At 61.5% G+C, this 20897-nt stretch carries 21 protein-coding genes and 1 tRNA gene; 10 read left to right on the top strand and 12 right to left on the bottom strand.

Features of this window, described 5'->3' with window-relative positions:
- Positions 1-79: 79 nt before the first annotated feature.
- Positions 80-2938: a cation-translocating P-type ATPase gene (locus RO009_15545; protein MDT3686449.1), complete on the bottom strand. Its 2859-nt coding sequence runs from the start codon at positions 2936-2938 to the stop codon at positions 80-82.
- A gap of 229 nt (positions 2939-3167) precedes the next feature.
- On the opposite strand from RO009_15545, the gene RO009_15540 reads away from it, so the two are divergent.
- Positions 3168-4073: a universal stress protein gene (locus tag RO009_15540; protein ID MDT3686448.1), complete on the top strand. Its 906-nt coding sequence runs from the start codon at positions 3168-3170 to the stop codon at positions 4071-4073.
- A 26-nt stretch (positions 4074-4099) separates the two neighbouring features.
- On the opposite strand, the gene RO009_15535 is transcribed toward RO009_15540, so the two are convergent.
- The 7 genes from RO009_15535 to RO009_15505 all read right to left on the bottom strand — a co-directional run bounded on the left by RO009_15535 (position 4100) and on the right by RO009_15505 (position 8483).
- Positions 4100-4429: a P-II family nitrogen regulator gene (locus tag RO009_15535; GenBank protein MDT3686447.1), complete on the bottom strand. Its 330-nt coding sequence runs from the start codon at positions 4427-4429 to the stop codon at positions 4100-4102.
- 5 nt (positions 4430-4434) lie between these two features.
- Positions 4435-5163, bottom strand: coding sequence for a DUF1538 domain-containing protein (locus RO009_15530; GenBank protein ID MDT3686446.1), 729 nt, complete (start codon positions 5161-5163; stop codon positions 4435-4437).
- Entirely contained in the window at positions 5160-5855 is a 696-nt protein-coding gene (locus RO009_15525) for a DUF1538 domain-containing protein (GenBank protein ID MDT3686445.1), read from the bottom strand. The genes RO009_15530 and RO009_15525 overlap by 4 nt, the downstream gene beginning before the upstream one ends.
- Positions 5856-6056: 201 nt before the next feature.
- Positions 6057-6497, bottom strand: coding sequence for a DUF192 domain-containing protein (locus RO009_15520; GenBank protein MDT3686444.1), 441 nt, complete (start codon positions 6495-6497; stop codon positions 6057-6059).
- A 52-nt stretch (positions 6498-6549) separates the two neighbouring features.
- Positions 6550-7146: a cold-shock protein gene (locus RO009_15515; protein ID MDT3686443.1), complete on the bottom strand. Its 597-nt coding sequence runs from the start codon at positions 7144-7146 to the stop codon at positions 6550-6552.
- Positions 7147-7350: 204 nt separating this feature from the next.
- On the bottom strand, positions 7351-8112 hold the full coding sequence (locus RO009_15510) for a Sir2 family NAD-dependent protein deacetylase (GenBank protein ID MDT3686442.1): 762 nt from the start codon (positions 8110-8112) through the stop codon (positions 7351-7353).
- 146 nt (positions 8113-8258) lie between these two features.
- Positions 8259-8483 carry a hypothetical protein gene (locus tag RO009_15505; protein ID MDT3686441.1) on the bottom strand — a complete coding sequence of 75 codons (225 nt, stop codon included), beginning with the start codon at positions 8481-8483 and terminating at the stop codon, positions 8259-8261.
- A gap of 163 nt (positions 8484-8646) precedes the next feature.
- Here RO009_15505 and RO009_15500 point away from each other — a divergent pair, with 163 nt between their 5' ends.
- Positions 8647-9105, top strand: a complete 459-nt coding sequence (locus RO009_15500) for a VOC family protein (GenBank protein ID MDT3686440.1) — start codon at positions 8647-8649, stop codon at positions 9103-9105.
- Between the two features lie 79 nt (positions 9106-9184).
- Positions 9185-9259, top strand: a tRNA-Glu gene (locus RO009_15495).
- Positions 9260-9414: 155 nt separating this feature from the next.
- On the opposite strand, the gene RO009_15490 is transcribed toward RO009_15495, so the two are convergent.
- From RO009_15490 to RO009_15480, 3 genes are all read right to left on the bottom strand, one after another.
- The gene (locus RO009_15490; GenBank protein MDT3686439.1) at positions 9415-9726 is read right to left on the bottom strand and encodes an HU family DNA-binding protein; all 312 of its coding nucleotides are present in this window, start codon (positions 9724-9726) and stop codon (positions 9415-9417) included.
- Positions 9727-9907: 181 nt separating this feature from the next.
- Entirely contained in the window at positions 9908-10198 is a 291-nt protein-coding gene (locus tag RO009_15485) for a hypothetical protein (GenBank protein MDT3686438.1), read from the bottom strand.
- A 73-nt stretch (positions 10199-10271) separates the two neighbouring features.
- Entirely contained in the window at positions 10272-11291 is a 1020-nt protein-coding gene (locus RO009_15480; protein ID MDT3686437.1) for a LysM peptidoglycan-binding domain-containing protein, read from the bottom strand.
- A 445-nt stretch (positions 11292-11736) separates the two neighbouring features.
- Between RO009_15480 and RO009_15475 the strand changes: the two genes are divergently transcribed.
- Complete coding sequence (locus RO009_15475) at positions 11737-12969, top strand: lytic murein transglycosylase (protein MDT3686436.1); 1233 nt, start codon at positions 11737-11739, stop codon at positions 12967-12969.
- On the opposite strand, the gene RO009_15470 is transcribed toward RO009_15475, so the two are convergent.
- On the bottom strand, positions 12966-13895 hold the full coding sequence (locus RO009_15470) for a LysR family transcriptional regulator (GenBank protein ID MDT3686435.1): 930 nt from the start codon (positions 13893-13895) through the stop codon (positions 12966-12968). The two genes, RO009_15475 and RO009_15470, sit on opposite strands and share 4 nt — an antisense overlap.
- Positions 13896-14104: 209 nt before the next feature.
- Between RO009_15470 and RO009_15465 the strand changes: the two genes are divergently transcribed.
- From RO009_15465 to RO009_15440, 6 genes are read left to right on the top strand one after another with little or no spacing between them, the layout of a single operon-like run.
- On the top strand, positions 14105-15922 hold the full coding sequence (locus RO009_15465; GenBank protein ID MDT3686434.1) for a thiamine pyrophosphate-binding protein: 1818 nt from the start codon (positions 14105-14107) through the stop codon (positions 15920-15922).
- Between the two features lie 28 nt (positions 15923-15950).
- Positions 15951-16817: an ABC transporter ATP-binding protein gene (locus RO009_15460; protein ID MDT3686433.1), complete on the top strand. Its 867-nt coding sequence runs from the start codon at positions 15951-15953 to the stop codon at positions 16815-16817.
- Positions 16814-17584, top strand: coding sequence for an ABC transporter permease subunit (locus RO009_15455; GenBank protein ID MDT3686432.1), 771 nt, complete (start codon positions 16814-16816; stop codon positions 17582-17584). Before RO009_15460 ends, RO009_15455 begins: the two co-directional genes overlap by 4 nt.
- Positions 17563-18357 carry an ABC transporter permease gene (locus RO009_15450; protein MDT3686431.1) on the top strand — a complete coding sequence of 265 codons (795 nt, stop codon included), beginning with the start codon at positions 17563-17565 and terminating at the stop codon, positions 18355-18357. Before RO009_15455 ends, RO009_15450 begins: the two co-directional genes overlap by 22 nt.
- Positions 18358-18369: 12 nt before the next feature.
- Positions 18370-19338, top strand: coding sequence for an ABC transporter substrate-binding protein (locus RO009_15445; GenBank protein MDT3686430.1), 969 nt, complete (start codon positions 18370-18372; stop codon positions 19336-19338).
- 59 nt (positions 19339-19397) lie between these two features.
- Positions 19398-20897: an aldehyde dehydrogenase family protein gene (locus RO009_15440; protein MDT3686429.1), complete on the top strand. Its 1500-nt coding sequence runs from the start codon at positions 19398-19400 to the stop codon at positions 20895-20897.

Below are 20897 nucleotides of genomic sequence, written 5' to 3'. Positions count from 1 at the left end.
CAAAGGCCCAGTTGGCATAGGGTTTTTGCTCCCGTTCCGCAAGGCCGGGTTGACCGCCTGTCGGAACTGGCGGTGAATTTCACCCCCGGCTGGGGCTTTGAGCGACGTCTCGGGGCGAGGATGACGATCGGAATGCCCCTGTCATAATCTTGCTGAGTTCGCGCAGCCACAGCACCGAACTGGCGACGGCCGTGCAAAACAGCCAATCGCGGAGGCTCAGATCCACGGTTGAGAATGCCTCCTGCAGGAACGGCGTATAGATCACGCCGACATGCAGCAGCAGCGAAAGCGCGACCGCGGCCCAGAGCCAGCCATTGCTGAACAGTCTCGAAAATGCGCTTTCCTCGTCCGAGCGCGCATTGAAGACGTTGAAAAGCTGGAACATCACGAGGGTCGTAAAAGCCATCGTCTGACCGTAGGCGACGGTGCCGGACCCTTCGATCAGTCCTCCCGGCAGGGAGGCGTCGAGCACGAGAAGCGTCCCTGCTGCCATGATGATTCCGACAAAGAAGATGCCGGCCCACATGCGGGCTGTGATCACGCCTTCACCGCGCGGGCGCGGCGGCTGCGTCATCACGCCAGGATCTGCCGGGTCGACGCCGATCGCAAGCGCGGGCGCCCCGTCCGTAACCAGATTGATCCACAATATCTGCGTCGCCAGCAGCGGAAGCACGAGGCCGCTGTCTCCTGCGACAGACAGTCCGATCATGTCGGCGAGGAGCACGCCGGAAAACATGGTCGCAACCTCTCCGATATTCGACGAGAGCAGGTAGCGCAGGAACTTTCTGATATTGAAGAAGATCGCCCGCCCTTCCTCGACGGCAGCGACGATGGTGGCAAAGTTATCGTCCGCCAGCACCATATCGGCGGCTTCCTTGGAAACGTCGGTTCCGGTGATACCCATTGCCACGCCGATATCGGCTGCTTTGAGCGCCGGCGCGTCGTTGACACCGTCTCCCGTCATCGCAACCGTTTCGCCTGCCCGCTGCAATGCGGTGACGATCCGCAATTTGTGCTCGGGATTGACGCGCGCATAAACCGACACATCCCGCATCGTCCGGTCGAGGTCTTCATCCGACATCGCTGCAAGCTCGGCACCGCTGACGGCACGCTGCCCGGACCCTATGCCGAGTTCCGCGGCAATGACGGCCGCCGTCCTCGGATGATCTCCCGTAATCATGATGGAGCGAATTCCTGCTGCACTCGCACGCGCAACGGCGTCGCGCGCTTCCTGTCGCGGCGGGTCCATCATGCCGATCAGGCCGAGAAAGACGAGGTCGCGCTCTACATCTTCATCGAATGAATCGCTTCCCATCGCATCGATCGGCAGCGAGCGGAAGGCAACGCCAAGCGTGCGCAGCGCCTCCGCTGCCAATGCATCGTTACTTGCCACGATCTCGGACCGCCGCGCGTCGGTCAGCGGTACCGCATCCTTGCCGACAAGTTCATGCGAGCAGCGTCCAAGCAGAACATCCGGCGCCCCTTTGGTGACTGCGATCAGACGTTCATTCCGTTCCGCATCGGTATGCACCGTGCTCATCAGCTTGCGTTCGGAAGAGAATGGCACTTCCCCGACCCGGGAAAAACGCGCGGCCAGCGATCCCGCCGACAGGCCGGCCTTGCGCGCTGCCACAATCAGTGCCCCTTCTGTCGGGTCGCCCCGCACGATCCAGTCTCCGTCGCATTCCTGCAATGCGGCATTGCTGGCCCGATCGGCCGCAGACAAGGCGCGGACAAGCTCGAACTGCAAAGCGCCGCTGTCCAATTGACCGCCGACAAGATCCACCTTGCCGTTCGGCACATAACCCGTGCCCGACAAATTGGCGCAGCCGCTTGCCGTGACGACCCGCCGCACCGTCATCTCGTTTCGCGTCAGCGTGCCGGTCTTGTCCGAAGCAATGACCGTCGCCGAGCCCAACGTTTCCACGGCGGCGAGGCGCCGAATGATGGCGTTCTTCTTCGCCATGCGCTGGACACCAAGGGAGAGAACGGCCGTGACGACGGCTGGCAATCCTTCCGGAACGGCGGCAACTGCAAGCGCGACCCCCAGGATCAGCACGTCGAACAAATCGCGGAAGCCATGCACTTCGTTGACAAGCAAGATGGTGCCGATCATTGCCGTGGCGATCACCACGACCGTGACCGCGATTATCCTGCCGACGCGGTCGAGTTCTTTCTGGAGCGGCGTCGTCTCGTCCGGCGCCCTCTCAAGGATGTCGGCAATCCGGCCCATCTGCGTCCGCATTCCGGTCGCCGTCACGACGGCGCGGCCGTGTCCGTAAACGGCCGTGGTGCCGCCAAACACCATGTTGTGCCAATCGCCGACTTCCGCTTCACCGACGACCGGGGTGGTGTCCTTTGAAACCGGCAGGCTCTCGCCCGTAAGCGCGGCCTCAGCCGTCTGCAGGGCGGTAGACTGGATCAGCCTCGCATCAGCCGGAATGGTGTCCCCTTCCTCGACGAAAATGATGTCGCCCGGAACGAGCTCGGTCGCCGAGATGACTTGCCTTGTATTGCCGCGGAGCACCTTGGCGCGCGCGGCCGACAGATCCCGCAGCGCCGCGACGGCCCGTTCGGCCCGGGCTTCCTGGATGTAGCCCATGAAGGCGTTGAGGATGACGATGACGAAAATCGCGATGGCTTCGTAGGGCAGCACGGACTCGCGTTCGTAAAGCCAGAGGCCGGCTGAAATCGCCGCCGCCACGAGCAATAGAATCACCAGCAGAGAGGTGAACTGGTCGAGGAATTTCCGCCATGTCGGCCGCGGCGCCGTGGTGGCAAGCTCGTTTCTGCCGTAGCGCGCCAGACGCCGCGCGGCCTCTGCCGGGTCTAAGCCCGACTCGGCGTGGGTCTGCAAAGCCGCCAGAACATCACCAACCGCGTGGTGGTGCGGCGTGCGCGCAATTGCATCTGCGGAATCCTCGGATATGCCCTGCATGCGGGAAAAGATACGCCTGTTTCAGAATCGGATGCAGCCGGCGCGACAATTTAATCTTCCACAATCATTGAGAAGGCGGATTGAGAATTCTCAAAATATTCAACTTTGCTATCGTTAAATGACATGCTGGAGCCGATTGTCGCAGCCATAATATCCCTCGGTTTCCGGACGACGAGCGAACGGATATTTCTCAATCATTTGAGTCAGACGAAAGCGGAAGGATTGCCATATGAACGCGCCGCGCTGGATGAGCGGACCACCCAAAAAAATCCTGCTTGCCACGGATCTCAGCCCGCGCTGCGACCGTGCACTGGACCGGGCGGTGCTGCTCGCTGAGCTGTGGCAAGCCAAGCTCATCATTCTAAATGTCCTCGAAGATGTCCGCTCCTGGGACACGGATATTGTTCTGCCGTCCTGGAAGCGTCCGCCCGATCCATTCAAAATTGCTCAAAGGCAGCTCATCGACGACGTCGGTCCGGTGGCGAATACGGCGACGATCGTCATCGACGAGGGCAATCCGGCCGATGCGACCCTGCGGACCGCCGAGGCGCGAGACTGCGATCTCATCATCACCGGCGTCGCCCGCGACGAACCGCTTGGACGCTTCCTTCTGGGAACGACAATAGACCGCCTGCTTCGCGATTCACCTCTACCCGTCCTGGTCGTCAAGAACAGGGCGAGACGGCATTATCATCACATCCTCGTGGCAACCGATTTCTCCGAATCCTCGCGCCATGCCCTCGAAGCGGCGGACCGTTATTTTCCGTCAGATCCGCTGACGATCTTCCATGCCTACGATCCGGTGATGAGCGGGCTCGCGACCGATCCCGCAACATATCGCCGGGACTATCAAGACTCCGTCCAGCAGGAATATGACGCGTTTCTCAACTCCATCCCCTCCGGCGCGGCGATCCGAAAACGTGCGCGGCCTCTCATCGAGTTCGGAACACCGAGCGCGCTCTTGCGAGACTATGTGCGCGACAGAGACATCGATCTTGTCGTCTTGGGAACGCACGGGCGCAGTGCGTTCTTTGACGTGCTGATCGGCAGTGTCGCCAAGCAGATCATGGAGGAATTGCCGTGTGATGCGCTTGTCGTGAGGGACCCGAGGGCCTGGAAGACCACCGCGACCTGACCGGCGCCGGCCGCAAGTCGCGACCATTACGAAGGCCGCTCCTCCACGAGATGCACGATGCCGGCCACCGCCTCGACCGGCACGACAAAAGCGAGACCGTGACCGGGCACAGTCAATTGCGCCGCCCGCACGATCTCCTGAAGCACGGCCTCCTTGATCTCACGGGGAACAACCGTGAGGACGATTTCCTTTTCCGGCTCGATCTGGATGCCGAAGACCCTCTGCTGCTCGTTGCGTCCGATTCCCCGTCCAAACAGCACGGTGCCGCCATGCGCACCGGCTTTCATTGTTGCTTCCAGGACCGTATCCCCCCAGCCCTTTCGAACGATGCTGACTATCAGGCAGGGATTGTGCATGTGATCTACTCCCGTTCGCGGGTCTTCAGGCGAAAGAAGAAGCCCAGCATCATGACCGACATGATGGGGGCAAGCGCAATCAGCGCGACGAAACCCAAACCATCAACGACAGGGTTCTGCCCCTCCATTGCGGCGGACGCGCCCAGCGCAAAGGCCAGGAGAAACGTGTTCGCCAGGGGTCCGGTGGCAACACCGCCGGCATCCACGGCAACCGCGACGAAATCCTGCTCGCTGCGCCACATCATAAGGATGACCAAAGTGTAGCCCGGCACGAGCAGATACAGCAGCGGTATCCCAAAGGCGATCTTTATCAGCCCGAGCCCCACCCAGAGCGCGACCCCGAGGCAGACCGCGAGCAAAACCACCGGTCCGCGAATGGAGCCATTCGAGGCCTCCTCCACCTGCTCCGCCAGAATGCGCACGGCAGGCTCCCCCCATGTGGTCACGAATCCGAGCAACAATCCCGCGAGCACGAAAAGCCATACCTGGTCCATCGCGCCGAGCGCCTCACCGATGAGGCGTCCGAATGGAAGAAAGCCAATGGCAATTCCGAGCAGAAACAAGAAAAGGCCGACCGCTGCAATCACCGTGCCCTTCAGGATGTCTGCGACTTCTCTGCGCGGCAATCTCAGAAGAAAGATCTGAAAGAGCAGAAAAAGAATCGCCAATGGAACAACCGCAATCGTCACGCTCCATATCGTCTCCGCGATCTCGGCCAGCCAGACATCAATCATGACAGCAGCATTCCCATCAGCAGGATGGCGATAATTGCCCCAGCAGAGGCAAATCCCAGAAGTCCGAAACCGTCAGACACGGCCGAACGCCCCGCCAGAACGGAGCTGAGGCCAATCGCCAGCGCGATCACGATCGGGGCGGACAAGACGCCGGTCGTTACGCTGCCCGCGTCATAGGCCAGCGGGATGAATTCAGCAGGCGCAAAGAACGAAAGAACAAGCATGACCGAATATGCGGCCGTCAGCAGATAGGCCATCGGCCAGCCAAAGATGATTCGCGCCATCGCCAGCGCCGCGAAGACGGCGAGACCGAGAGCGATCACATACAGCACTGCCTGCCCGGGGATCGTGCCCTGCGATACGACATCGACCTGCCGTGACAGGACCAGCACATCGGGCTCGGCGATGGTCGTCGCAAAGCCGAGCGAAAAGGTCACGGCGAGGATCAGCGCCAGCGAGCCCTTCTTGGGCAGTTCGGCTCCGACAAATCGGCCCATTGGCAATATGCCGAGGTCGATGCCGACAAAGAGCAGCATCATGCCGACCACCGCCAGCACCGAACCCGCCAGAAATTGCAGAAATAATTCAGCGGGCGCCTGAACAATCGTGATCTGAAGCACCAGGACTGCGCTAATCAGCGGAGCGACAGCTTTGAGCACGTACAGCAACTTGTCTCTCAGCAAGTGCCACATGACTTCTGCACCCCGGTCCGCGCGGAGCAGCCCCAAGTGCAGGCTCCAGTGGGAATCCAACGCAATTTGCCTCAGGCCCCCCGCTTTCCGCCTTCGCGCTCTGCGCTTCGGCGGACTCGAACCCGCCGAAGTTCGCAAAGCGAGCGAAGATCGGGGCACAGGGACGAACGCCGGGTCAATGTGGCCTGATCGGAATTGGTTCTAGCGCCCCGAAAATATCGGATGGGCCACCCGATCGCCCGGCGCGATGCCCAATCGGCGCGCCGTTCCACCAATGACTTCCAGCACGCCGCGAACCGGTCCGCCTGACGGAATGATACGTTCCGACATCGGCTCGGTGTTTTCGGCAATGCGCCTGATGCGTCCGTCCCCGGCAATGAAGATCATGTCCAGCGGTATGTAGGTGTTCCTCATCCACATCGCGATCTCCTGGTCGCGCTGGAAATCGAACAGCATGCCCCGTCCTTCCGGCAATTCCTTGCGGAACATGAGCCCCTTTGCGCGGTCAGCATCGTTGGAAACGACTTCGACCGAAAACACATGCACGCCGGACTTGCTGACGATCTCAAGTGTATTCTGGTCGGCCGCAACGGCAGGCCAGGCCAGCAGCGCCAGAATGACAAAGGCGGCCACCCGACACAGGCGCCGCCTCGCACACCACTCCCGACCAGATCGCAGCACGCAACCACCCTGCCTAATGCGAGGCGGGTCCGTGTGGTCCGCCATCGGGCTGCACTTCCGCAGCCATCATACCCTTCGGTCCGGGACCAAACCGCACCAGAACGGTCTGACCAGGGCGCAGTTCGGTGATTCCATAGCGGCGCAACGTCTCCATATGCACGAAAATATCCGGAGTGCCGTCACCGCGCGTGAGAAAACCGAAGCCGCGCAAGCGATTGAACCATTTGACCACGGCCCGCTCAAGCCCGCTGGTCGGTGTCACGGTCACATGCGTGCGAGGCGGCGGCAATTGTGCCGGATGGATCGCGGTCGATTCATCCATTGACAGAACCCGGAACGCCTGAAGCCCCCGCGGCCGCTGCAGAGCTTCGCAGACGACCCGCGCCCCCTCATAGGCGGTCTGGAAACCATCACGTCGCAGGCAGGTCACGTGCAGGAGAACATCAGGCATCCCGTTGTCCGGGACGATAAAGCCAAAACCCTTCGACACATCGAACCATTTGATGACGCCGGAGATTTCGACGATATTCGCCGCGGTCTCATCCGAGACGTGGATATCCTGCTCGTTGACGCCTCGGTCCGGCCCCAGACCGTAAGTTGCGCCGGGCATTTTTGGCCCCAATCCGTCCGACGCCATGACTCTCTTCGCGCCGCCGCTTTCCTGGCGCCTCTTCAAGGGCGCTTGAACGAATCTCTATGTGTTTAAAGATAACACTGCGACGCCGAGGAAAAAGTGGAAAATGTGGTCGCGCAAGAGATTGTAAGAGCTGTGCACAAGTTCGCTTGACCGCCATGCGCGCGCACGCGGCGCGAATCATTGCGCAATGAAAGGACCGAATACGTCGCCGATATCGTTGCGAATAACGAGATCGGCCATCTCGTCGAATTCCGTCGGCTCGCGATTGACGATGACCAGCCGCGCGCCTCGCTGCTTCGCCCGCAGCGGAAATCCAGCCGCGGGCCACACCACAAGCGAAGAGCCGATTGACAGGAAAAGGTCGCACGAGCTGGAAAGTTCGTCGGCGCGCAGCATCGCATCGTCTGGCATCGCCTGCCCAAATGACACCGTCGCCGTCTTGATATGGCCGCCGCAGGCGCAATCGGGGGCGCGGCCGCCCTCCGCGTCGAATTTCTGCTTGACCCAGTCCAGTTCGTAGCGCGTCCCGCAGCCGATGCAGGTGGCGAAGGTGGTGTTTCCATGCAATTCCACCACGTCGCCGTGCGAGACACCTGAAACCTGGTGGAGATTGTCGATATTCTGCGTGATCACCGCCGGCACCTTGCCCAGGCGATAGAGACTGGCCAGAGCGAGGTGCCCGCGTCCCGGTTTCGCATTCGCGAAATAGGTGTCCATGACAAAGCGGCGCCGCCAGGCCTCGTCGCGCATGTCCTGTCGCGCCATGAAGTCGTCGAAGGGAATCGGTTGCGTCTTGGTCCAGAGCCCGCCCGGCGATCTGAAATCCGGGATGCCGCATTCGGTCGAAATGCCGGCGCCCGTGAACGGCACCACCATGTCGGATTCCTCGACCAGTTCGCGCAGACGGTCGATGGCGGTCGTGAGATCGGGAGCGATCATGCGAGGACGATCAGTGCGGCAGCTGGATCATGACCGTGCATCTTTGTCATCATGCGCCTGGTTGCAAGATGCAGGCAGATGACGACAAACGCATTCGGGGGCCCGAAGGGCCCCGTTCAACGGACCATTTATCACGCAGCCTTGTCTCACGCGGCCTTGGCGACCGGGTCTTTCTGCTCCTTCGCCGGCTCTTTTGCCGATTTGGGCGACGGCGTCTTGCGAGGCTTGCCGCCATAGGCGGACAGTTTTTCCAGTTCGGCTTCGAGTTCCTGCTGGCGCGCGGCGACCTTTTCCGCCAGCTTCACGGTGGCGTTGTCGCGCAACGCCGCCAGTTCCTCGATCGACATCGCGTCCAAGTCTATTTTCTGCATGACGTCACTCCATTGACCTTGTCGGGACGTATCGGGAACATCCGGGCGGCACAAGAGCGCCGCCGCCCCTATCCACATGCGGGCTTCGGGCGGGTCTATTGACCTCATCCGCGCTTCGCCTAATTCGGTGATGAGCCCTGCCCGCGCTTCGAGGAGAATTCGCATGAAGTTTCTGCACACCATGCTGCGTGTCCGCGATCTGGATGCGGCGCTGGATTTTTACGTGAACAAGCTCGGCCTGAAGGAGACCAGCCGGCGGGTGGATGAGAAGAACCGCTACACCCTCGTCTTCCTCGCCGCTCCCGAGGACGAGAAGCTGGTCGGCGTGGCGAAGGCCGAGGGCCATCGCGGGGCGCCGCTGGTCGAGCTCACCTATAACTGGGACACCGAGGATTACGGAGAAGCACGGTATTTCGGCCACCTCGCCTACGAGGTTGACGATATCTACAAACATTGCCAGCGCCTGATGGCGGCCGGAGTCACCATCAATCGGCCGCCCCGGGACGGCCAGATGGCCTTTGTTCGCTCACCCGATCACCATTCCATCGAATTGCTGCAGAAGGGCGACCCGCTGCCGCCGCAAGAGCCTTGGAAGTCGATGCCAAATTCCGGCAAATGGTAGCGACAGGCTGCTTGCCTGTCGGGGCCCGGGTGACTATACCCACAGCCTCAACGCGCCCCCGGCGCGGCCATGAGCAGAAGCTCCCTTCGTCTATCGGTTAGGACGCCACCCTTTCACGGTGGAGAGAGCGGTTCGATTCCGCTAGGGAGCGCCAGCTCTTTCTCGCGCCTTCAGCGATGACAAATATCCCTTCGCGCTTGCCGGCGCACGCTGGAATGTATTCCTGTGAAGTCACGCAAGCCCGGCAAGCGAAAACCCCGCCGGCTCGGGCCCGCGGGGTTTCGAAATCGACCGCATGTCGTGTAGCGATCAGACCGCTTCTTTCAATTCCTTGGCGGCGCGGAACGCCACCTTCTTGCTGGCCTTGATCTTGATCGCTTCACCGGTCGCCGGATTGCGGCCCATGCGGGCTGCCCGCTTGCGGACCTGCAGAATGCCAAGACCGGTGAGGCGGAGCTTCTCGCCCTTCTTCAAATGCTTGGTGATCATTCCAACGAGATCACCGAGCAGAGCTTCGCCCTGCTTCTTCGTCAGCTCATGGCTTTCAGCAAGCGCATGAGCGAGATGCTTGAGTGTAACGGGACGATTGGGTTTCGCGCTGGGCGCTTTTTTGGCAGCCATTTGTTGTTTCTCCGAGAGCGCGTGATGCGCCTACAGAAAAAGGCATTAGGAGATTCGCACTCAGAAGCGAAGCAATACCAAGCATTTTTTGATGCAATGTCGTTGGATATCCCGATATTTCGGGCCTTTTTGATGACGACAGGCCCCGGCATCGCTGCCGGGGCCTGAAAACAAATGGTTTTTACTGATTTGAACTCGGCGGCGGCGAGGTCGGACGCGTCGACCCCTGCCCGGTTGTGGCCGGTGGAGTAGGCTTCGGCGCCTGACCAGTAGTGGTAGCGGGCGGTGTCGTATCGCCGGCCGTCTGGCGATCGCTTCCGGACCAGTAGCTCAGTGCCAACAGAAGCACGACCAGAGCGCCGATTCCGCCGAGAATCCAGCTCCAGTTCATCCCGTCCGGTTCATAGCTCGCTTTTGGATTGCGATAGTCGGGGTGGCTGGGGTCCAGCCTGGGATCCCTCATGTCAGACATAGTTCATCTCCTGTGCTTCGGTCCGTGCACGAAAGACAACAATGCCCATTCGGTAAGGTTCCGAGCAGAATTTTCAATGAATTGAAGACGATGACGGCTTTATGCGCGCGGCACCGATCGCCGTGTCGGAAGAACCGTCATTTTTCGCCCGATCCCGCGTCACAGCGTTGCGCGGGATCGTCAATTTGCGTCCAGGTTGCAGCGACGCATTCTCGTCAAGATTGTTGATTTGCGCGATGGCCCAGGCGGGTGCGCCGGTGCGTGAAGCAATCGAGTTAAGCGTGTCGTCATCTGCAACAGTCTCAGCAATTGCGCTGTCCCACAATTCGATCCGCGCATTTGCCGGGATCACATATTTCATTACCAGCGGCCTGATGTCAGAGGACTGAGAGTCGCGGCGGCGTGATGTCTTTGCTGACGCGCTCGCCTGCGCCGACTCACGGCTTTCTGCCGCGAGCTCGGCAATGCCGACGATCTTGTCGATCAAGAGCGCATGAATGACGGGGGACTTGTCCAGCGTGATATGCACGATCTCCCTGCGCTGACGCAGATCGACATTCACAAGACGTCCGCGGAAGCCGCGCCCCGGAGTCGCGCGTCCGCCACCAATCAGATTGGTGGCCTGATAGAGATTGATGAACAATTCCACGTTGGACGGCACATCGCCCGCTATGCGCGTCGGATCGTATCCGACCGCAAGCGCAACCGGAACATTCGCAGCCTTCAGCCGCTCGGCCATCGCAATGATCTCGTCGCCGCCGGTCGAATGTCCGATCAGCATAATCGGAGCATGCGCGGGATCGGCGCGATACTCCTTGATGATATCGTCGGCAAGAAACCGCGCGGCCGACACGCCATGAACCGAAGCCTTGACGCCCCGCTTCTGGATCTTCGCAGCAAGATCGTCCATGCCCAATGAGAACACGTCGCCGATGAGACCGCGCAGCAGATAGACGTGCCCAGGCAGGTCGCGCCGCTCGGCGGCCGGAATGGCGCCTATGCTGTCCGGTGAAAGGCCAAAGCCGCAGCCGGCGAGCGCCGTCAGCAGCAGGAAAATTGTCGCAAGACGGCCCAACGCCATATCCGAAACCATGTCCCCTGAACCAGACGCCGGCCGCGTCCGGGTGCAGCTTCATCAGTCTGAATGTCGGCTGCAACAAGGCAAGGTTCCGCGGGAACCGCGCGGCGGTTTCAAGGTTGTAAGGCACACGGGTCTGATCCCGGGACGCACCCATGGCGCAAGACGGGTCCAACCGCGACTGGCGGCAGGCAGACAGCGAATTTGAACCGGCTCTTACCTTGACCTGGATTCTGGGAGTTGCCCTGGTTGCCTTTCTGGCAACCACGCTTTGACCCCTCCAAACTGGCTAGGACCACCTTGCTCAGCGCGGCCCGGGCCGGGCACCACCCTTTAGGCCTTTTCCTTTCAAGTCTCGGCTCGGATGCCGGCAAGCGCGGTGACCGTCAGAGGCGGCCTCGCGACCACAGGCAATCGGCTCGTTCATTGCAGCGAAGGCCTCCATGAATAGGATTGCAGGATGAGCCCCCTTCCCGATTCGAAGCCGACACGCCGCGCGCTGCTCGTTTCCGCGCTGTCATCATGCACGCTGCTGGCGTCACCACTTTCGACGCTGGCGCAATCCGCGCAGCAAACGTTCGAGCAGTGGATCATCGCCTTTCGTCCGCGCGCGTTGAAGCGCGGCATTTCGGAAGCGACATACAATCGCGTGATGGGCAACCTGAAGCCGGACATGGGCGTATTCACCCTGCAACGCTCCCAGCCGGAATTCCGCGAACAGCTCTGGCAATATCTCAACCGGCGTGTCTCCGACTGGCGCATCATGACCGGCAAGGAGCGGCTGCGCGAGGTGCGTCCTCTGCTCACCCGTCTGGAGAAAGATTTTGGCGTCGCGCCCTCTATCCTGCTCGGCCTGTGGGGCATGGAGACGGCGTTCGGCGACCCCATCGTACATCAGAACCACATGCGTCCGGTGATCCCGGCGTTGGCCGCTCTCGCCTGGGGGGAGCCGCGCCGCCGCAGCTATTGGGAAACCGAATTGCTCAATGCGCTGGTTATCATTGAACGCGGCTGGAGCACGCCGCAGGACATGCGCGGCTCGTGGGCCGGCGCGATGGGACACACGCAATGGATGCCGGAGGTGTGGCTCAATATCGGCTTTGATTATGACGGCGACGGCCGGGCCTCACCGTTCGGCAAGCCTGATGATGCGCTGGCCGGCACCTGCAAATATCTCCTGAAGCGCGGCCGCTATCGGCGCGGCGAGCCGTGGGGCTATGAGGTGCGGGCCGCGAACGCTGCGAATGGCACGCGCAGTTATGCCGCGTGGCAGCAGCTTGGTGTGGTCCGCGCCGACGGCAAACCCTATTCCATGCCGAGCGCTTCGGCGAAACTCTGGGTGCCGGTCGCCGGCGGCCCGGCTTTTCTGATCGGGCAGAATTTCGAGGCGGTGAAGAGCTACAATCCTTCGATGAATTATGCGCTCGCGATCTGTCATCTCGGCGACCGCATTCTCGGCGGCGAGCCATTTTTGCAGACTTTTCCCGGCAGCGAACGAGCGCCGACGCTGGCTGAAGTGCAGGAAATCCAGCGGCGGCTAACGGCGCTCGGCTTCAATACCAATGGCACCGATGGCCGTGTCGGGTTGGAGACCATGAAGGCGGTACGCAATTATCAGCGCAAGGTCGGCATGGAGCCTGCAGATGGATATGCCGGCGTCAAGCTGCTGGCGCGGCTGCGCCAAGGCAATTAGGGCCTGAGCCCCGCCGCGCGATTGACGTTACGCGCGGCGAACCAGTCGTTCAGGAAATCAATGCAGCTGCGCACCTTTTGCGGCACCGCCGGCGCGCGCGGATACACGGCGAGAAGCGGGCGCGGCGTTGTCCTGTAGCGTGGAAGTACGGCTGACAACGCACCATTTGCCAGATCCTCGACAACCGCATAACGCGGCACCAAGGTGATGCCCAGTCCCGCCAATGCCGCCTTGCGTAGCGCGAGTGCGCTGTTGGACATGAAGGCACCCCTGACCTTGACCGACTGGCCCCCCTTCGGTCCCTCAAAACGCCAGACGTGATCGCTCGGCAGCACATTCACATGCACGAGACAGGCATGATCGGTGAGCTCGGCAGGCGTGGCTGGACGGCCTCTGCGCGCGAGATATTCCGGCGAGGCACAGACGATCCAGTCGATCGGCGCGATCTCCTCCTCGACGAAGGACGCGTTCCGGGCGGAGGTGATCCGCAGGGCAAGATCAAGCCCCTTTTCGCTGAACTCTCCCGGCCGCATTGACACATCCTCCAGGATCAATGAGACGCGCAGCCTGGGTTGCGTGCCCGCGAAGGCGATGACGGCGTCGGACAGATGTATGGCCCCGAAGGATTTTGGCGCCGTCAGTTTCAGCGTGCCCACCGCTTCGGTGCGCGTTCGGACAATGAGCCGCTCCTTGCTTTCAACGTCCCGAAAAAGCTGCTCGCAGAATTCCAGATAGGATTGCCCTTCTTCGGTCAGATTGAGCGAGCGGGTCGAACGATTGAGCAGGCGCACGCCCAGCCGTGTTTCGAGATCACTGACGTGACGCGAGACCAATGCGCGCGAGAGCCCGAGCTGGTTAGCGGCGATAGTGAAACTGCCCGCCCGCACCACCCGCACGAAGCTTTCCATGGTCCGGAAACGGTCCATCGCGGACTCTATTGTTTAATGATCTGCAACAATGCGGTTCGTATTTAGCGTCTTATCGTCGCTAATGTCAAAGCGTAGGGTGACTGCAACAATATGACGGCGCGGTACGCGCCGCAGCAGGGAGAAAACGAACCACACAGCGCCCGCCACGGGCTCACCCTCATATCCGGACGAACGCAGGCAAGACCGCTCGCCGAAAAGGACCATTCGTGACTGTACCGACATCACGCGTCCAGACCGCAAAAATGGTATCGCAGGATCTGACGTCTCTTGAGCGGCCCGTCGCCTCCGGCGCCAATACTCCGGGCTTCGGGAGCGATGTCGTCGCTGAGACGTTGCGTTCGCTCGACATCCCCTATGTCGCGCTCAATCCCGGCGCGAGCTATCGGGGGCTGCACGACAGCATCGTCAACTATCTCGGCAACCAGAAGCCGCAAATGCTGCTCTGCTTGCACGAGGAAGCCGCAATCGCCATCGCGCAAGGCTGGGCCAAGGTCACCGGCCGCGCCATGGCGGCCGTCGTGCATTCCAATGTCGGGCTGATGCACGCTACCATGGCGGTCTTCAACGCCTGGTGCGACCGCACGCCGGTGGTGATCCTCGGCGCAACCGGACCGGTCGATGCCGACAAGCGCCGCCCCTGGATCGACTGGATCCACACTGCGCGCGACCAGGGCGCGCTAATCCGCAATTACACGAAATGGGACGATCAGCCGGCCTCCCCGGCCGCAGCGCGCGAATCCCTTCTGCGCGCCGCGTGGATCGCCAACACGGCACCGCAGGGGCCGGTCTATGTCAATCTTGATGCAGAGATGCAGGAGGCAAGGCTTCCCCAGCCCTTGCCGCCGATCGATGCGGCGCGTTTCATGCCGCCCGTACTCGCAGCACCCGCCCGCGGACCGGTGCAACTCGCCGCGACCAAGCTGCGCGGTGCCAAAAACGCTGTGATCCTTGCCGGCCGTGCGTCGCGCGATGTCGCGGCCTGGAACGATCGCGTGGCGCTGGCTGAAGCGCTGAATGCGCGCGTCATGACTGACCTGAAAATCGGCGCTTCTTTCCCGACCGACCATCCGTTGCATGTCGGCGCGCCGAGCAATCTCGTTCCTGATGCGCAAGGGCTGGAAGCGCTGGCCGAGGCCGACGTCATTCTCAGTCTCGACTGGGTGGATCTTGCCGGCGCGTTGAAAACAGCGAAGGCGCTTTCGACCAAGGCGCAGATCATCCAAGTCTCGCTCGATCATCACCTCCATAACGGCTGGAGCATGGATCATCAGGCTTTGCCGCCGGTCGATCTGTTCATTTCCGCCGATGCCGATGCCACCGTGAGCGCATTGCTTGAAACCCTCGCGCCGGGGGCGAAGCCCGCCTATCAGCCACGCAACTCCATTCCCGCGGCGTCCAGTCTTTCCAAGACTTCTCTCACCGTCGAGCATCTCGCAAACGCATTGCGCGACGCCGTCGGTAGCAAGCCGGTGTCGTTCAGCCATTTGCCACTATCCTGGAACGGCGCCTGGTGGCCGTTCCGTCATCCGCTCGATTATCTGGGCTCCGACGGCGGCGGCGGCATTGGCGGCGGCCCCGGCATAGCCGTCGGCGCGGCGCTGGCGCTGAAGGACAGCGACCGCCTCCCCATCGCGATTTGCGGCGACGGCGATTTCCTGATGGGTGTGACTGCACTTTGGACAGCGGCGCATTACCGCATTCCGCTCCTCATTGTCGTGGCCAACAATCGATCCTTCTTCAACGACGAATTGCATCAGGAACGCGTCGCCCGCACGCGCAACCGGCCGGTGGAAAACAGATGGATCGGCCAGCGCATGTCTGATCCCGAGATCGACCTTGCCGCTATGGCACGCGCGCAAGGTGCAGAAGGATTTGGTCCGGTCACGCAGTCGGCGGATCTGCCTGAAATTTTCCGCAACGCGATTGCCGCTGTCGAGAATGGCTCCGTTGCAGTAGTCGATGTGCGGGTCGAACCGGGCTATGCTCCGCTCACAACAGCAGCCATGACCCGGCAAGCTGACTAGCCGAGCACTTCAACACGGAAGATGATCGATGTCTGTTGCCTCCATGCCCATCAAGCAAGCTGCTCCCGCACCGGCAAATAACGGCAAAGGCCTGCTCATTGTCGACAACCTGAGCAAGCGCTTTCCGACGCCGGACGGCACGGTAACAGCGGTCGATCATGTGTCGCTCGGAGTGAAGCAAGGCGAGTTCCTGTCGGTGATCGGCCCTTCCGGCTGCGGCAAGTCGACCTTGTTCAACGTAATCGGCGGCCTGCTCGGCGAGTATGAAGGCAATGTCACCGTCGCCGGCGAAAAGATCACCGGCCCGCATCCGTCTGTCGGCATGGTGTTCCAGGAGGAATCGACATTTCCCTGGCGCACAGTGATAGAGAACGTTTCCTTCCCGCTCGAAATCGAGGGCATGCCGAAGGCGACGCGTTACGAGAAGGCGCGGCATTTCATCCACATGGTCGGGCTCGACGGCTTCGAGAACCGGTACCCTTCTGAATTGTCCGGCGGCATGCGGCAGCGCGTCTCGCTCGCGCGCACGCTGGCGTCCGAGCCTAAAATCCTCCTGATGGACGAGCCTTTCGCGGCGCTCGACGAGCAGACCCGCCTCCTGCTCGGCGACAAGGTGTTGCAGATTCAGCAGGAGCTGAAACAGACCACGATGCTGATCACCCACAACATCACGGAGGCCGTGCAGTTGTCGGACCGCATCATGGTGATGACCTATCGTCCCGGCAAAGTGAAGCGCATGGTGGATATCGATCTGCCGCGACCGCGCTCATCCGAAATCGTCGGCTCCGAGGCCTTCGGTCATTACGTTGCGCAAATCTGGAACGATCTGCGCGAGGAAGCCAGCCGCGGCCTGAGCGAAGATGAAGGCCGCCGCGTGGCGCGAGCCAAGCGATGACCGCCACCGCGCTTAACCGCATCCCCGGAGCGCCGGCAATTGTCGGCTTCGGCACGCTCGTTGTTGCCGTGCTTCTCGTGGAAGCTGCGATCCGTGTCGGCCTGCTCAATCAGTTTATCGTTCCGCTGCCGTCGGAGATCGCGGCCAGCTTCGAGCGCGTGATCGTGGAAGAGCATCTGCTTGACCGCTTTTACCTGACCTTCAAGGAATGCTTCGCCGCCGCAGTGCTGATCACCGTGATCGGTGTTTCAATGGGCACCCTGCTGCACCGCTTCGACCTGTTACGCCGCGCGACCGAAACATGGGTCGCCGCCGCCGCATCCGCGCCAACCGTTCTGATGTATCCCCTCTTTCTGGTCATCTTTGGCCGGTCGGCCACGACAATCGTGATGATGGGCTTCGTTGCGGGCCTGCCGCCGGTCATTCTCAAGACCATCGAAGGGCTCTCCGGGACACGGCGTGTGCTGATCAATGTCGGTCGCAGCTTCAAGCTGAGCGAAAGCCAGATGTTCTGGAAAATCCTGTTCCCGGCCGCCATGCCGACGATCTTCGTCGGGCTGAAGCTTGGGTTGATTTTCGCCCTGATCAATGTCGTCGGCGTGGAATTCCTGATCAATTTCGGCGGCCTCGGGCAGCTCATCAATGATCTGGCCGAACGCTATGATCTTCCAGGCACTTACGCGGCGATCTGCTTTGTCATCTTGGTGAGCGTCGTCTTCTTTGTCGTCATTGAACGGATTGAGCGATGGCTGAGACCGGCAGACTGACCCAAGCGGCGATCACCTCGCCACTCCTGAGGCCGGTGACGCTGGTTCGCGTCGCCATCATCGCCGCCGTGCTGGTGTTGTGGGAGGCTGTGGCCGCCTCCGGGTGGCTCTACCGCGACGTGGTGCCCTCGCTGCTCGCCATCGGCCGTGCGCTCGTGACGCTTCTTTCCAATCCAGATTATTACTGGCATCTCGGCGTGACCGCCGCTGAAATCGGCGCGGCGCTGGCCATCGGCGGCATCAGCGGCGTACTGGTCGGCCTGGTCTTGGGCGGCAGCCGCTTTCTGGGCAAGGCCTACGAACCGTATCTCTATTATCTCGGCCCGACGCCCAAGATCATCTTCTTCCCGATCATGATCATGTGGTTCGGTGTCGGCCCCGCCTCGAAAGTTGCGCTCGGCACGCTCTCCTGCTTCTTTCCGATTGCCCTCTCCGTCGCGGCCGGCATGCGGCAGATCGATCCCGTCCTGATCCGCGTCGGCAAGAGCTTCCGCCTAAACGCCTGGCAGATGGCCTGGAAGATCTATCTCCCGGCGATGCGCCATCCGATCATCAACGGCGTGCGGCTCGGCCTCGGCGTCGCCATCATCGGCACACTGCTCGCGGAAACCAAGCTGTCGAACCGCGGCATCGGTTTCCTGATCATTCAGGCCTACAGCCTGTTCGACATGCCGCGCATGTACGCCATGCTGATCGTCTTGTTCGTGCTGGCAATCGGCGCGAATGCTCTGGTCGGGCGGCTTGGCGGGCTTGATTCCATCAAGCGTTTGTAAGGGAGGAACCAAATGAGAAACTTCACGTCGCTGCTTTGCGCAGCCGCCGTAACTGCTGCGGCAATGTCCGTTTCAACGGCTGCGACGGCCGAAGACCTGGTGAAGATGGCGATCGGCCAGCGCGGAAACTGGGACACCGCCATCGCGCATCTCGGCGACAAGGCCGGTATTTTCAAGAAGCACGGTATCAAGCTTGAACTACTCTACACCTCCGGCGGCGGCGAAACCCAGCAGGCGGTGATCTCGAATTCCGTCGACGTCGGCGCCGCAGCCGGCATTTACGGCGTGCTTGGCGCGTTCTCGAAGGGTGCGCCGGTCCGTATCATCGGCGCGCAGGCGACAGGCGCCGCGGACTATTGGTATGCGAAAGCCGATTCCGGAATCAAATCGCTGAAGGACACCAACGGCAAGACAATTGCTTATTCCACTAACGGGTCCTCGACCCATTCAATCGTTCTCGCCTTCGTCAAGGAAAACAAGCTGACCGCGAAACCGACGGCGACCGGCAATCCGGCCTCGACCTTGACAGCAGTGATGACAAACCAGGTCGATGTCGGCTGGGCCTCCCCGCCTTTTGGCCTGAAGGAGATCGATGCCAAGCAGATCAATATCGTCGCCAAGGCCAGCGACTCCCCGCTGGTGCGCGGCCAGACCATCCGGTTGCTGATCGCCCATCCCGATACGGTCGCGAAGAAGAAGGATGTGCTGCAGCGATTCATGGACGCCTATCGCGAAACCATCGACTACATGTACAGCGACAATCCACAGGTCATCAAAGATTATGCCGAATTCGTCGGCGTGCCGGAAGCAACGGCCAAGCGCGTGCGCGATGAATTCTTTCCGAAGTCGCTGGTCAATCCGGATGAAGTGAAGGGCCTCGATGCGATCGTGCCGGACGCCGTGACTTTCAAATATACCGCGCAGCCGCTCACGGCCGATCAGCTCAAGCAGTTGATCCAGATTCCGCCACGCAAGAAGTAAGGCGATGTAATCCGCCCGCCGCGTCCGCGCGGCGGGCTTTCTTTTTGAGAGGTGATGCAGTGACGACCGCCCTGCCTCCGCAGACCGCCGTTCCAACGGAGATTCGGCTGCCCGAGCACCGCGATGCGTATTACGGCGGCAAATGGCACAAGCCGAAGAACGGCAGCTATGTCGACACCATCAATCCAGGCACCGGCGAATCGCTTGGCAAAGTCGCCGATTGCGGCGACGCCGACATGGATGCGGCCATCGCTTCGGCGAAGGCCCGCTTCAGGGAATGGCGCCGCGTGCCGCCGCTAGAGCGTGCACGCATTCTCAAGCGGGTCGCGCAAATCCTGCGCGAGCATGCGGGCGAACTCGCCATGATCGACGCCGCCGATTGCGGCAACCCGGTGAAGGAGATGCTCGCCGACGCCAACATCGCGGCAGCGCAGATGGAGTTTTTTGCCGGTCTCGTTACCGAAATGAAGGGCGCATCCATTCCGATGGGACCGGACGTGGTGAATTTCTCCGTGCGCGAGCCGCGCGGCGTCATCGGCCGCATCATCCCGTTCAACCATCCGTTCATGTTCTGCGCCGGCAAGTCAGCCGCTCCCTTGGCCGCCGGCAATACCATCGTGGTCAAGCCGCCGGAGCAGGCGCCCCTCTCCTCGCTGCGTCTCGCCGAGCTCTGCGACGGCCTGTTCCCGCCCGGCGTGTTCAACGTCGTCCCCGGCGGAAAGGACGCGGGCGCGCGTCTTTCCGCCCATCCCGACATTGCCATGGTGGCGCTGGTCGGCAGCGTGCCGGCCGGCCGCGCGGTGATGAAAGCCGCCGCCGACACCGTGAAGCCGGTGCTGCTCGAACTCGGCGGCAAGAATGCGCTGATCGCCTATCCCGACGCCGATCCGGACGAGGTCGCGGGCGGTGTGGTTGGCGGCATGAATTTCACTTGGTGCGGGCAATCCTGCGGCTCGACCAGCCGCGCCTTCATCCATGAGAAGATCTACGACGCCGTGCTGGAGCGCGTGAAGCAGAAGGTCGCCTATTACAAGCCAGGCATCCCGACCGATTCAGCCACCACCATGGGCGCCATCGTCTCCAAGGTGCAGTTCAACCGTGTCATGCATTACATCGACACGGCGAAGAAGGAAGGCGCACGCGTGCTCTATGGCGGCGGTCGCCCCGCCAATGCGAAGCTCGGCAAGGGCTTCTTCGTCGAGCCGACGATCTTCGCCGACGTCACGCCCGACATGACCATCGCGCGGGAGGAAATCTTTGGTCCCGTGCTCGGCATCTTCAAATGGTCGGACGAACAGAACATGCTCGATCAGGTCAATGCGGTCGAATACGGCCTCACCTGCTCGATCTGGACCAACGATCTGTCGACCGCGCACCGCACCGCAGGCGCCGTCGAAGCCGGCTTTGTCTGGATCAACGAGACCAGCAAGCATTTCATCGGTACGCCGTTTGGCGGCTTCAAGCAGTCCGGCATCGGCCGCGAGGAATGCATTGAAGAGTTGTTCGCCTTCACGCAAGAAAAGAACATTCACGTACGGCTGCGGCCGGCAAAGGCCTAA

This window comes from Pseudorhodoplanes sp., assembly GCA_032027085.1.
Lineage (GTDB): Bacteria > Pseudomonadota > Alphaproteobacteria > Rhizobiales > Xanthobacteraceae > Pseudorhodoplanes.
The sequence above is the reverse complement of the archived record's forward strand: the minus strand, read 5'-3'. Positions and strand labels throughout refer to the sequence as shown.

Excerpts from the sequence above, each read along its gene's own strand:
- RO009_15545 (MDT3686449.1), bottom strand. The coding sequence starts at position 2,938 with ATGCAGGGCATATCCGAGGATTCCGCAGATGCAATTGCGCGCACGCCG.
- RO009_15540 (MDT3686448.1), top strand. The coding sequence starts at position 3,168 with ATGAACGCGCCGCGCTGGATGAGCGGACCACCCAAAAAAATCCTGCTT.
- RO009_15535 (MDT3686447.1), bottom strand. The coding sequence starts at position 4,429 with ATGCACAATCCCTGCCTGATAGTCAGCATCGTTCGAAAGGGCTGGGGG.
- RO009_15530 (MDT3686446.1), bottom strand. The coding sequence starts at position 5,163 with ATGATTGATGTCTGGCTGGCCGAGATCGCGGAGACGATATGGAGCGTG.
- RO009_15525 (MDT3686445.1), bottom strand. The coding sequence starts at position 5,855 with ATGTGGCACTTGCTGAGAGACAAGTTGCTGTACGTGCTCAAAGCTGTC.
- RO009_15515 (MDT3686443.1), bottom strand. The coding sequence starts at position 7,146 with ATGCCCGGCGCAACTTACGGTCTGGGGCCGGACCGAGGCGTCAACGAG.
- RO009_15510 (MDT3686442.1), bottom strand. The coding sequence starts at position 8,112 with ATGATCGCTCCCGATCTCACGACCGCCATCGACCGTCTGCGCGAACTG.
- RO009_15505 (MDT3686441.1), bottom strand. The coding sequence starts at position 8,483 with ATGCAGAAAATAGACTTGGACGCGATGTCGATCGAGGAACTGGCGGCG.
- RO009_15500 (MDT3686440.1), top strand. The coding sequence starts at position 8,647 with ATGAAGTTTCTGCACACCATGCTGCGTGTCCGCGATCTGGATGCGGCG.
- RO009_15490 (MDT3686439.1), bottom strand. The coding sequence starts at position 9,726 with ATGGCTGCCAAAAAAGCGCCCAGCGCGAAACCCAATCGTCCCGTTACA.
- RO009_15485 (MDT3686438.1), bottom strand. The coding sequence starts at position 10,198 with ATGTCTGACATGAGGGATCCCAGGCTGGACCCCAGCCACCCCGACTAT.
- RO009_15480 (MDT3686437.1), bottom strand. The coding sequence starts at position 11,291 with ATGGTTTCGGATATGGCGTTGGGCCGTCTTGCGACAATTTTCCTGCTG.
- RO009_15475 (MDT3686436.1), top strand. The coding sequence starts at position 11,737 with ATGAGCCCCCTTCCCGATTCGAAGCCGACACGCCGCGCGCTGCTCGTT.
- RO009_15470 (MDT3686435.1), bottom strand. The coding sequence starts at position 13,895 with ATGGACCGTTTCCGGACCATGGAAAGCTTCGTGCGGGTGGTGCGGGCG.
- RO009_15460 (MDT3686433.1), top strand. The coding sequence starts at position 15,951 with ATGTCTGTTGCCTCCATGCCCATCAAGCAAGCTGCTCCCGCACCGGCA.
- RO009_15455 (MDT3686432.1), top strand. The coding sequence starts at position 16,814 with ATGACCGCCACCGCGCTTAACCGCATCCCCGGAGCGCCGGCAATTGTC.
- RO009_15450 (MDT3686431.1), top strand. The coding sequence starts at position 17,563 with ATGGCTGAGACCGGCAGACTGACCCAAGCGGCGATCACCTCGCCACTC.
- RO009_15445 (MDT3686430.1), top strand. The coding sequence starts at position 18,370 with ATGAGAAACTTCACGTCGCTGCTTTGCGCAGCCGCCGTAACTGCTGCG.